The organism is Alteromonas sp. 4NS20-0143 (assembly GCF_057542855.1).
The window spans coordinates 329,439-340,847 of the sequence record NZ_BAAJLR010000001.1 but is presented as its reverse complement, the minus strand read 5'-3'; the positions used below and the strand labels follow the sequence as shown (position 1 = coordinate 340,847).

The 11,409-nt window shown below is 43.9% G+C and carries 11 protein-coding genes; 6 read left to right on the top strand and 5 right to left on the bottom strand.

Annotated elements, in window-relative coordinates; all coding sequences use genetic code 11:
* The first annotated feature begins 88 nt into the window (after positions 1-88).
* Positions 89-583, top strand: coding sequence for a SprT family zinc-dependent metalloprotease (locus tag AC27HD_RS01395; RefSeq protein WP_081926717.1), 495 nt, complete (start codon positions 89-91; stop codon positions 581-583).
* On the opposite strand, the gene yfbV is transcribed toward AC27HD_RS01395, so the two are convergent.
* Positions 580-1,029: a terminus macrodomain insulation protein YfbV gene (gene yfbV / locus AC27HD_RS01390; RefSeq protein WP_032096517.1), complete on the bottom strand. Its 450-nt coding sequence runs from the start codon at positions 1,027-1,029 to the stop codon at positions 580-582. The two genes, AC27HD_RS01395 and yfbV, sit on opposite strands and share 4 nt — an antisense overlap.
* 392 nt (positions 1,030-1,421) lie before the next feature.
* Between yfbV and trxB the strand changes: the two genes are divergently transcribed.
* The 4 genes from trxB (at position 1,422) to infA (ending at position 4,188) form a co-directional block, all read left to right on the top strand.
* On the top strand, positions 1,422-2,387 hold the full coding sequence (gene trxB / locus AC27HD_RS01385) for a thioredoxin-disulfide reductase (protein WP_487103306.1): 966 nt from the start codon (positions 1,422-1,424) through the stop codon (positions 2,385-2,387).
* A 50-nt stretch (positions 2,388-2,437) separates the two neighbouring features.
* Positions 2,438-3,184, top strand: a complete 747-nt coding sequence (gene aat, locus AC27HD_RS01380; RefSeq protein ID WP_032096519.1) for a leucyl/phenylalanyl-tRNA--protein transferase — start codon at positions 2,438-2,440, stop codon at positions 3,182-3,184.
* Positions 3,181-3,894: an arginyltransferase gene (locus AC27HD_RS01375; protein WP_487103304.1), complete on the top strand. Its 714-nt coding sequence runs from the start codon at positions 3,181-3,183 to the stop codon at positions 3,892-3,894. The genes aat and AC27HD_RS01375 overlap by 4 nt, the downstream gene beginning before the upstream one ends.
* A 75-nt stretch (positions 3,895-3,969) precedes the next feature.
* Positions 3,970-4,188, top strand: coding sequence for a translation initiation factor IF-1 (gene infA, locus AC27HD_RS01370; RefSeq protein WP_013784390.1), 219 nt, complete (start codon positions 3,970-3,972; stop codon positions 4,186-4,188).
* A 259-nt stretch (positions 4,189-4,447) separates the two neighbouring features.
* On the opposite strand, the gene clpA is transcribed toward infA, so the two are convergent.
* A complete protein-coding gene (clpA, locus tag AC27HD_RS01365) occupies positions 4,448-6,724 on the bottom strand; it encodes an ATP-dependent Clp protease ATP-binding subunit ClpA (protein ID WP_032096521.1) in 2,277 nt (758 codons plus the stop codon).
* A 24-nt stretch (positions 6,725-6,748) separates the two neighbouring features.
* A complete protein-coding gene (gene clpS, locus AC27HD_RS01360) occupies positions 6,749-7,069 on the bottom strand; it encodes an ATP-dependent Clp protease adapter ClpS (RefSeq protein ID WP_032096522.1) in 321 nt (106 codons plus the stop codon).
* A gap of 208 nt (positions 7,070-7,277) precedes the next feature.
* Here clpS and cspD point away from each other — a divergent pair, with 208 nt between their 5' ends.
* Positions 7,278-7,496 (top strand): cold shock domain-containing protein CspD, encoded by a 219-nt coding sequence (gene cspD, locus AC27HD_RS01355; protein ID WP_032096523.1) that lies wholly within the window; start codon positions 7,278-7,280, stop codon positions 7,494-7,496.
* A 421-nt stretch (positions 7,497-7,917) separates the two neighbouring features.
* Here cspD and AC27HD_RS01350 read toward each other — a convergent pair whose 3' ends face one another.
* Together AC27HD_RS01350 and AC27HD_RS01345 are read right to left on the bottom strand one after the other, a co-directional pair.
* Entirely contained in the window at positions 7,918-8,787 is an 870-nt protein-coding gene (locus tag AC27HD_RS01350) for a polyphosphate kinase 2 family protein (RefSeq protein WP_487103300.1), read from the bottom strand.
* A gap of 299 nt (positions 8,788-9,086) precedes the next feature.
* Complete coding sequence (locus AC27HD_RS01345; protein WP_032096525.1) at positions 9,087-11,306, bottom strand: NADP-dependent isocitrate dehydrogenase; 2,220 nt, start codon at positions 11,304-11,306, stop codon at positions 9,087-9,089.
* Positions 11,307-11,409: the final 103 nt, after the last annotated feature.

Here is an 11,409-nt window from a genome sequence, read left to right as displayed (position 1 = left end):
TACTATCTTTTTCAATTTTTGTAATTTTCAAATAATCTAGGGGGGCAATTCGCCACACTATCCCCTTCTATCTTGCAGGACGAACGCCATCGCTACTCGTGACTTATCTGAGCAACAGCAACATGAAATCCATGCTGCGCTAAACGCTTGTTATGACAAAGCAGATGACTATTTTAATAGACAATTCGTCCGCCCTCACCTGTCGTTTCGACGCTCAGGTAAAAACGCAGGCACTGCATTCTTACAGCAAAATAGAATTAATCTGCACCCATTGCTGTTTAAGCAAAACCAACAGGCATTTTTAGAAGAAGTGATACCTCATGAGGTAAGTCATCTTCTGGTTTGGACTTTGTTTGGAAGGGTGAAGCCTCATGGTAACGAGTGGCAGAGCATTATGATTGAGGTGTTTGGATGTGAGGCAAAAACAACGCATAGCTTTGATGTCAAAGCGGTGACGAACACCGTGGCTTATTCCTGTGACTGCAGTGAGCATGCCCTGTCAATGCGACGCCATAAAAGCATTCTCACCGGTACACGCTATCGTTGTAGGAAGTGTAATTCAGAACTAAAACAGAATACTTAATTAAACCAATTCTCGGTAAACGCATTGTCTAAGTCTTTAAACGCTGTTTTGAGTAACTGCGCTAGTTCTTTATATTTTGGTTTTGATTTGACCGAAGCGACGTTACAGCCCTGTGAGCGCATTGAAGAATGTATTTCTTGATACCAGCTGTTCAACTGGGGCGGTAAATATTGGTCAGAGCGATGGCCTAACCACAGCAAACCTTGTATGGGGAGACTAAGAAAAAACATGCCCATGGCAATGGTCTGTGGAATAAACTGTGTACCTAAGTTTTGAAGCAACAGTAAACACATTACCATGGTGGCTGGCGGCATGGTCTTTATAGCGAATTTAGTGGCAGCCACAACTCTGCACTCTGGGAAAAAACCATACAGCTCTTTCCTCATGGGCCATGTTTTCATGTATTGTTGGCCATCTTTCAACATTGCCATCACTGACTGAGACATGCTTCACCTCTAAACGTGCGTATTGCACTACGCACTGATTTATTGCTTAACGTAAATTGTAATCTTCTTTACATTTAATACAAGAAACACCGACGTCTTGCCCACTTTTTCTGCCGTGTTTTATTGCTAGATTGCCGATTCTTAATTTATATTGACTGAAATTTCAAAAATTTTATCCACGTACATGTTCGAATATTGATATCCTAGCGCTCATAACGAGGTTTGAAATCTTGGCGAATCATTTCGAATTGCTTAGCCAGCACTTTTTTAGCATTCATGACTGAAAAGAATGGGGCTTTAAAGGTTGATTTAAATCCAAACGACCTCACTTTCTTTTTACAAATTTATGAATAGTCTACATACCCTGTTGATGGGTGTTATTGGAGAGGAAAATGTCAGAAAGCAGACACGTCCGTCTACTTATTTTAGGTTCGGGTCCTGCGGGTTACTCGGCAGCAGTATATGCAGCACGTGCTAACTTAGAACCGGTTCTATTAACCGGTATTCAACAAGGCGGACAGCTTACGACCACCACCGAAGTTGAAAACTGGCCTGGCGATCCTGAAGGACTAACGGGACCAGACTTGATGGTTCGCATGCAAAAACATGCTGAAAAATTTGATACTGAAATCATATTTGATCACATTAACAAAACTGACCTCAGCAAACGTCCATTTACCCTACATGGTGATAACGGTACTTACACCTGCGACGCACTTATCATTTCTACAGGTGCATCAGCAAAGTATTTAGGTCTTGAATCAGAGCAAGCCTTCATGGGTAAAGGCGTATCAGCATGCGCAACCTGCGACGGATTTTTCTATCGCAACCAAAAAGTAGCGGTTGTTGGCGGTGGTAATACCGCAGTAGAAGAAGCGCTATATTTGTCTAACATTGCTTCTGAAGTTCATGTAATCCACAGAAGGGATACTTTCAGAAGTGAGAAGATCCTTGAGCAGCGTCTACGAGACAAAGCGGAAAACGGCAACGTTGTATTGCATCTAAATAAGACACTCGATGAAGTACTGGGTGATGATATGGGTGTTACAAAAATCCGAATCAAAGATACCGACGGCGATGCCACTGAAGAGCTTGATGTAATGGGCTTATTCATCGCCATTGGTCACAAGCCTAACACAGATATATTTGCCGACCAGCTCACTATGAAAGACGGCTATATAGTTGTGAACAGTGGTTTGCACGGCAACGCCACACAAACTAGCGTTGAAGGCGTTTTTGCCGCAGGTGACGTTAGTGACCACGTTTATCGTCAGGCGATCACGTCTGCCGGCACTGGCTGTATGGCAGCACTTGATGCAGAAAAATTCTTGGACGGAATAGCTTCTGAACAAGGGTAATCACGATATAGGCCTTACTTATCCTGATAGGAATTTGTGAGGCCTCTCTTATGCTAGCACTACACTACATTGAAAATGATGCGCCCTTCCCTGAAGTACATGAGGCGTTAGACGATCCCAATGGATTGCTTGCTTTTGGCGGCGATTTGAGCCCGCAACGTTTGTTTTCTGCCTACTCTCAAGGCATCTTTCCTTGGTTCAGTGATGACGAGCCCTTGTTATGGTGGTCTCCTGATCCGCGAGCCATTATTAATTTGGATGATTTCTGCGTTTCAAAAAGTTTAAAGAAACTCGTCAGACAGCGAAAATACACGGTAACCCTTAATCATGCATTTAATAGAGTTATCGATACTTGCTCTGCAATACCTCGGGTTACGCAATCTGGAAGCGGCGTATCTAACGAAACCTGGATTACCGACGATATGAAAGCCGCCTATTCGCAGCTTCATGGCTTAGGCATTGCCCACTCTGTTGAGGTATGGGAAAACGAAGAGCTCGTTGGCGGCCTTTACGGCGTAGGTATTGGTAAGGTGTACTGCGGTGAGTCTATGTTTCATAAGAAAAGTAATGCATCTAAGCTTGCAATGGTTGCCCTTGTTGAACACATGCGTTCACAACAGATGGCATTTATAGATTGCCAGTTACCTACAGAGCATTTGTCTTCTTTAGGGGCACGCACAGTCAGCAGAAACGACTTCATTAAGACGCTGAGAGAGAATAATCAGACCGTAAATTCACAGGGTGAGCTAAGCTCTGAGTATGTACAGCGCTGGCGTCCGAGGGTAATAACGCCATGAAGTTTGGTATTACACAATCATTTTCTTGTAGCTATCTTCCTCACGAGGAAGAACGTTTACTGGTATATGCAGAGGAAGATACATTTTTATCAGCGCGTTATTCACAGCTCATTCAAGCTGGTTTTAGACGCAGTGGCGAGCAAATTTATCGCCCCCATTGCGTTAGCTGTAATAAATGTCAGTCTGTGAGGATACCCGTTGATGCCTTCGCCCCCTCTCGCAGCCAAAAGCGGATTTTAAAAGGAAATGCCACACTATCTGTAAAGTTAAGCACTTCTTTAAAGCCTGAATATTATCCGTTATACGAGCGGTACATCAACGAACGGCATTCGGATGGGTCTATGTACCCGCCCTCCTATGAGCAATTTGACAATTTTTTAAGCTGCACATGGATGGCACCGCATTTTTTGGAAGCTTATGACAATGATAAGCTCGTAGCGGTTGCAGTAACCGACGTACTAGAGGACAATGTACACACAAGCGCGCTATCTGCGTTGTATACCTTTTTTGATCCTGACTATGCTGCCTCATCTCTCGGTACGTGGATGATCCTCATGCAAATTGAGCAGGCAAGGTCAGCAGGCCACCATTATGTTTACTTAGGGTACTATGTGGAAGGCTGTCAAAAAATGAGCTATAAGCACAAATTTCACCCCTTTGAACAGTTTATAGACAACCAATGGCGTCTATTTACTAAAAAACCAGCTTAATCGCTTTACACTGCTCGCAAGATTGGTTAATGTCTGCGCGGCAAAAATTTTGAATTACTGAGGTAACTGCTTTACATGGCAAAAGAAGATTGTATTGAAATGGAAGGTACGGTGCAAGACACTCTACCTAATACTATGTTCCGCGTAGAACTAGAGAACGGTCACGTGGTGACTGCACATATTTCTGGTAAAATGCGTAAGAACTATATCCGAATTCTTACTGGCGATAAGGTCACTGTTGAGATGACTCCTTATGATTTGACCAAAGGTCGTATCATTTATCGCGCAAGATAATGAGCCATTGAAGCGGTAACGCATAAAAAAAAGCCCGATAATTTTTTAATTATCGGGCTTTTTCATTTGTGCTGCGAACGCGTAACTTAGAGCACTAATACGCAACAGCTTTACGCGTTGCTTAATCAAAGCCAAACTGCTGCCTTAACAACAGTTTGGATTTCTCTTCGTCATTACTGACGGGCCACTCTCTTAAATAGGCTCTTCAAATGGGCTCTTAAATAGGCTTTTAAAATTCGCTCTTAAAAGCCTTGCACAATTAACTAGGCTCAGCTTGCTCTGACTTCGTATCCACGCCGCTGTATTCAAACGTTAATTTGTCATCGACGTAATCCACTTTCACGTTTCCGCCTTTCGCCAGCTCACCAAACAGCAGCTCATTGGCCAGTTCTTTCTTAAGCTCATCTTTTATGAGACGTGCCATTGGGCGCGCACCCATCGACTTGTCATACCCTTTTTCTGCCATGTAAGCTCTTGCTTCAGAGGTCACCTCTAAAGACACACCTTTCACGTCTAACTGGGCCTGCAACTCGATAATGAACTTGTCTACCACCTGTAGGATGATTTCAGCATCCAAGTGATTAAACCAAATGATGCCATCAAGACGGTTGCGGAACTCAGGGGTGAATATCTTATTGATTTCACTTAACGCATCGTGGCTGTGATCTTGTTGCTTAAAGCCAATAGACTTACGCACGGTTTCCTGAACGCCAGCATTCGTTGTCATCACTAGCACAACATTTCTGAAATCAACTTTGCGTCCGTTGTTATCAGTTAGTGTGCCGTGGTCCATTACCTGCAATAATATGTTGTAAATATCGCTGTGAGCTTTCTCAATCTCGTCCAATAGCACAACCGAATACGGGTTTTTAATTACCGCATCAGTCAGCAACCCGCCTTGGTCGAACCCAACGTAACCTGGAGGCGCACCAATTAGGCGACTTACAGCATGACGTTCCATGTACTCAGACATATCGAAGCGCACTAGCTCAACACCCATAATATTTGAAAGCTGTTGAGTAACCTCCGTTTTACCTACACCGGTTGGACCTGCAAATAAGAAACTACCAATTGGCTTTGTTTCAGCGCCTAATCCAGAGCGAGACAGCAATATAGCGTCATTGAGGGTCTCTATCGCTTTGTCCTGACCGAACACGACCATCTTAAGGTTGCGCCCTAGGTTTTTAAGTACTTCTTTGTCAGATGCCGATACGGACTTCTCAGGTATACGAGCCATTTTCGCAATAATTTGCTCTATATCACCCACATTGATTGTTTTCTTACGCTTTGACGGTGCAAGGAGACGCTGACTAGCGCCCGCTTCGTCCATTACATCAATGGCTTTATCAGGCAAATGTCTCTCATTGATATACTTCGCAGACAGCTCTGCTGCAGCCTGAATCGCTTTTTGCGTGAAGCGCACATTGTGGTGATCTTCGTAACGGCTTTTCAGTCCAAGTAAAATCTTCGTAGTGTCGCTAACACTTGGCTCAGTCACATCAACCTTTTGGAAACGACGAGCTAAGGCACGGTCTTTCTCAAAAATACCTTGGTATTCTTGATACGTCGTTGAACCAATACAGCGTAATTCGCCGCTTGATAACTTAGGTTTTAGCAAGTTAGACGCATCCATGACGCCGCCAGAGGCAGCACCTGCACCAATAATGGTATGAATTTCATCTATGAACAATATGGCGTGTTCATCTTTGCTTAGCTCCTTTAGGATAGCCTTAAGACGTTTTTCAAAGTCGCCGCGATATTTTGTTCCCGCCAATAAACCGCCAAGGTCGAGAGAGTAAACTGTACTTTCTGCGATAACATCAGGGACGTCGTCGTTCACAATACGATAAGCTAACCCTTCGGCAATGGCCGTTTTACCCACACCAGCTTCACCAACAAGTAGAGGGTTATTTTTACGACGTCTACATAAGATTTGAATCGTACGTTCAACCTCTGCATCACGGCCGATAAGGGGGTCAATTTTGCCATCTTTAGCGTGGCGGTTTAAATCGGTAGCGTATTTACCTAACGCTGTGCCGTTTTCTTCGCCGCTCTCAGCCTCTTCTGGGGTTTCAGAATTGATTGACTCATCATCCTCAGCTTTGCTCACGCCATGGCTGATGTAATTAACCACATCCAATCTGGTGACGTCTGCTTTCTTGAGAATGAATACCGCTTGCGACTCTTGTTCGCTAAAGATTGCTACTAGCACGTTTGCGCCAGTCACTTCGTCTTTACCCGAAGATTGAACATGAAAAACCGCGCGCTGCAATACGCGTTGAAATCCAAGCGTTGGCTGGGTTTCGCGTTCGTTAAGCTGCTCGTCAAGAATTAGCGGCGTTGTATCTTTCACAAAAGATAGCAATTCGCTTTTAACGGCCTCAACGTCTGCGCCACACGCTTTTAATGCATCGCGAGCTGCTGTGTTGTCCAGCAATGCCAACAACAAGTGCTCTACCGTCATAAACTCATGACGGTGCTCTCTGGCAAATACAAACGCACTATTTAGCGTTTGTTCTAATTCTTTATTTAACATATTGCTCGCCCTCTACAAATTGCCTTATGCCTGCTCCATAGTGCACATCAATGGGTGCTGATGTTTGCGTGCGTACTGATTGACTTGCATCACTTTTGTTTCTGCAATCTCAGCGGTAAACACACCACAAACCGCTTTACCTTGATAATGCACGGTAAGCATAAGTTGATTGGCTTTCTCAGCGTCCAAATTGAAAAACTGCGTGAGAACCTCTATAACAAAATCCATTGGTGTATAGTCGTCATTATTCAACAACACTTTATACATGGGAGGCGGCTGCGGCTTTTGTCGCTGCGCGTCTTTTTGCTTTTCCTTTTCAATACTAATAGCGTTGTCTTTACTCATAACTTAATAATAGTGTGTTACTGGCAGATGTCGTTAAACTTTTGGATAAAATTAATTCACATTAGCTCTTGACATAATATGGTTAAAAAATCTACATTTTGATAGTGACATTGAGTATCTGTCTATATCGATACTCAATACACTATGCTCTCGGATCTATAATGGGGGCATAAACGTGTGAGTTCAAGGATTAAGAGGAAGTCGAAGTATGGCGGTTGGCAAAGTTAAATGGTTTAACAACGCGAAAGGTTTTGGGTTTATCGTTCCAGAGGAAGGTGGTGATGACATATTCGCTCACTACTCAACAATTCAGATGGAAGGTTATCGCTCATTGAAGGCAGGTCAAGAAGTTCAGTTCGAGGTGCAACAAGGTCCAAAGGGCTTGCATGCAGAGAACATAGGTTTTGTAGAAGAACCAGAGCGTTAAAGAAAAATTCTAAGCAGCCCGACTGCCATGTCGGGCTCTTCTAACACTCTTTTTTCCGGTCAACATTAAAGGAAAAAGAGCGGTTTTTGTCGTCCCAACTATTACCTATGCTTTATAGGTTTACGGCCCATCCTTACCAAAATACATTGTTCCGCGACGTATCCTAAGCCTTAAATCCCCGTTTTCTTAACTTGATTTGCACCCGAATATTGTGCTTTTTTAAATAAAAGTCCTGTCACATTTCGTATTTTGAATCAAAATTTTCTTCGAATATGGATAAATTGTAATAGCTATGAGTGGATGTAAATCACATGCCGCTAGCTAGGCTAGCATCTTTTCATCGAACAACACCCTTCCCCCCATTAGAATTCCCAATAGAAAAATATATAAAGCTCGAAAGTAAAAGCCCAAGAGCAAAGAGCTAAATACCCGGTAACTCATCAGTAATATTAAGTTCTTGCGTGGCCATTGCTATTAGGTCTTCATCGAGAGGTGGCGGCACAATATCCACATCAGCGCTTAACCCCTCAACAATAGCGCGCAGCACTTCAACCCTAGCTTGCCACTTATGCTCACCATCAATAATTTTCCATGGTGCGAATGGCGTGTTTGTTTTGGCAAACATGTCATTAATTGCACTAATATAATAATGTCGTTGCTTACTATTATGCAGGTCTTCTGCAGTGAGCTTCCAGCGTTTATATGGATTACGAAGTCTTTCTTCAAAGCGTTTTCGCTGCTCTGCAGCTGATATATGCATAAACAGCTTTACAATCCGAACGCCGCTATTGTGAAGTGTCTCTTCAAACTCGTTAATTTCTCGATACCCACGCTGCCATTGTGCATCACTGGCCAATTGATCAACGCGTTCGACTAACACCCTTCCATAGTGGGAACGGTCAAATATAGTCATATTCCCAGGGGCCGGAACATGATGCCAAAAACGATAAAGAAAATGCTTAGCCTGGTCTTTTTCATCAGGCTTAGCCACGGGTAATACTCGCACGCCGCGGGGATCGAGTTTTTCGGTAACTCGCCTTATCGCACCGCCTTTCCCCGATGCGTCCCAGCCTTCAAAAATAATCAATGCTCGTCGATTTTGATGGAAATACGCCTGCTGAACGTGAAAAAGCTGCTCTTGAAGGGCTTTCTCCTCTGCTTTGTAAGTCTCTTTATCCGTAAAGCGGGACGCAGGAAACTGATGCTGAAGAGTGAGTGTGTTCGCGGTTTCGCGCCTCTGCTCTTGAGTCTTTTCCCTCGACACCACCGAATTTTGTTCTTTTTCGCTCATCTTTAAATTCCCTTCGCATTACGCCTTATTCACTCAAGCTGCATCACATTCGCTAACGCCAACGTAGACGCAGACGCAATATGTCAGCACGTAAAAATAGGCGCTAGCGTTTACATCAACCATAGCAGAAAGGGGCTTTATGGCGAAAAAAAGACAATAAAAAACCCAGAAGCAGCACTTCTGGGTTTTTGGTATATGCACTAATTAGCGCGGTATTTATTCGCTACTTACGCGCTATTTGCGCGCTAATTACGTGTTAACTGGGCGCTAATAGCGCCCTATCAACTGAGCTAAAGCTCTTAAGCGCCGATAATTGCTTTAAGCGTCTCACTAGGTGACATTGCAGCGAAAACCTTGTCTTCGTCTGGGTAGTAGTAACCGCCAATTTCTTGCGCTTTACCCTGTGTCGCATCAATCTCTGCAATAATGTCGTCCATTTTTGCAGAAAGTTCGTCATACACAGACTTAAACTGCGCAGCAAGCTCAGCATCTTCGCTTTGATTAGACACTTCTTGTGCCCAATACAGACCAAGATAAACGTGGCTACCACGGTTATCAAGCTGCCCTGCTTTACGCTGTGGTGACTTACCGTCGTTAAGCAGTGTTTCAGTTGCTTTGTCTAATGCTTCTGCAAGAATCTTCGCTCTCGGGTTTTTGTGCTTAATAGCAACATCTTCTAGAGAAACGGCTAACGCAAGGAATTCGCCTAGTGAATCCCAACGTAAATGGCCTTCTTCAACAAACTGTTGAACGTGCTTCGGTGCTGAACCACCTGCACCTGTCTCGTAAAGGCCACCGCCCGCCATCAATGGAACAATGGATAGCATCTTAGCACTGGTACCAAGCTCTAAAATTGGGAACAAATCAGTGAGGTAATCACGAAGCACATTACCGGTTACAGAAATAGTATCAAGCCCGCGAATCGCGCGTTCCATGCTGTAACGAATAGCGCGTACTGGAGACATTATTTGAATGTCTAAGCCAGATGTATCGTGATCTTTTAGGTAGGTATTCACTTTCTCAATAAGCTGGGCATCGTGTGCACGCTCATCGTCTAGCCAGAATACCGCAGGCATGCCTGATTGACGTGAACGAGTCACCGCTAGCTTCACCCAGTCTTGAATAGGCGCGTCTTTCACCTGACACATACGCCAGATATCGCCTTCCTCAACGTCATGAGAAATAAGCACGTTGCCGTCTTGATCTACGATAGACACTGTACCATCAGCTTCCAATTCAAATGTTTTATCATGAGAACCGTACTCTTCAGCTTTTTGCGCCATCAGGCCAACGTTTGGCACTGTACCCATTGTTGTTGGATCGAACGCACCATGGGTTTTACAGAAGTTAATCGCTTCTTGATAAATAGTCGCGTACGTACTTTCTGGAATAACCGCTTTAGTATCGTGTGCTTTTCCATCCGGCCCCCACATTTGACCAGAGTTACGGATCATTGCAGGCATTGAAGCATCTACAATAACGTCACTTGGTACGTGAAGGTTTGAAATGCCTTTATCTGAATTAACCATCGCCATTGGTGGTCTATCTGCGTAACACGCATTGATATCTTTTTGGATTTCAGAACGCTGACTTTCAGGAAGGGTCGCTATTTTGTCGTAAACGCTACCTAAACCATTGTTAGGGTTAACGCCTAACTCTTCGAAAAGGTCGCCGTACTTGTTGAACAGGTCTTTGTAGAAAACTTTAACACAGTGTCCGAATACAATAGGGTGCGACACTTTCATCATCGTTGCTTTCACGTGTAGTGAGAACAATACGCCTGAATTTTTCGCATCTTCAATCTGTTCTTCAAAGAATTCACAAAGCGCTTTTTTGCTCATGAACATGCCGTCGATAACTTCGCCAGCTAGCAAATCTACGCGAGGCTTAAGGGTTTTCTTACTGCCATCTTTACCCGTAAATTCAATGCTTACGTGACCGTCTTTTTCAACGGTAACCGACTTTTCTGCCGAGTAGAAATCGCCGCCGCGCATGTGAGCCACGTGTGAACGAGACGCTTGAGACCACTCACCCATTGAATGAGGATGCTTGCGAGCGAAGTTTTTAACTGCTGTTGGTGCTCTGCGGTCAGAATTACCTTCACGAAGTACAGGGTTTACTGCACTACCAAGTACTTTGCTGTAGCGTTCGCGAATCTCTTTGTCTTCATCGGTTTTAGGCGAGTCAGGAAACGCAGGTACATTGAACCCTTTGTCGTTAAGCTCTTTGATGGTTGCGCGAAGCTGTGGAATTGAGGCACTGATGTTTGGAAGCTTAATGATGTTTACATTAGGATCTTGAGTCAAATCACCAAGTTCAGATAATGCATCCGGTACTTTTTGCTCTTCTTTCAGATATTCTGGGAAGTTTGCTAAAACACGGGCAGCTAGTGAGATGTCGGTTAGTTCAACATCGATGCCTGCTGCAGCAGCAAATTTCTTGATAATTGGAAGTAACGAATACGTTGCCAACATTGGCGCTTCATCCGTCTTCGTATAGATGATCTTAGACTTGGTCATTATATACCTCTGTTAAGTCGGCAGAGTGCTGCCGTTTTTAATCCATTTTGTTACAACAACCCGCTACAAAGGGTAGCGCCCACGGTCATTGCAATACGTAATT

What these genes read in the sequence shown, in the direction of transcription:
- trxB (WP_487103306.1), top strand. Translation starts at nt 1,422, where the DNA reads ATGTCAGAAAGCAGACACGTCCGTCTACTTATTTTAGGTTCGGGTCCT.
- AC27HD_RS01375 (WP_487103304.1), top strand. Translation starts at nt 3,181, where the DNA reads ATGAAGTTTGGTATTACACAATCATTTTCTTGTAGCTATCTTCCTCAC.
- aat (WP_032096519.1), top strand. Translation starts at nt 2,438, where the DNA reads ATGCTAGCACTACACTACATTGAAAATGATGCGCCCTTCCCTGAAGTA.
- clpA (WP_032096521.1), bottom strand. Translation starts at nt 6,724, where the DNA reads ATGTTAAATAAAGAATTAGAACAAACGCTAAATAGTGCGTTTGTATTT.
- cspD (WP_032096523.1), top strand. Translation starts at nt 7,278, where the DNA reads ATGGCGGTTGGCAAAGTTAAATGGTTTAACAACGCGAAAGGTTTTGGG.
- infA (WP_013784390.1), top strand. Translation starts at nt 3,970, where the DNA reads ATGGCAAAAGAAGATTGTATTGAAATGGAAGGTACGGTGCAAGACACT.
- yfbV (WP_032096517.1), bottom strand. Translation starts at nt 1,029, where the DNA reads ATGTCTCAGTCAGTGATGGCAATGTTGAAAGATGGCCAACAATACATG.
- AC27HD_RS01345 (WP_032096525.1), bottom strand. Translation starts at nt 11,306, where the DNA reads ATGACCAAGTCTAAGATCATCTATACGAAGACGGATGAAGCGCCAATG.
- clpS (WP_032096522.1), bottom strand. Translation starts at nt 7,069, where the DNA reads ATGAGTAAAGACAACGCTATTAGTATTGAAAAGGAAAAGCAAAAAGAC.
- AC27HD_RS01350 (WP_487103300.1), bottom strand. Translation starts at nt 8,787, where the DNA reads ATGAGCGAAAAAGAACAAAATTCGGTGGTGTCGAGGGAAAAGACTCAA.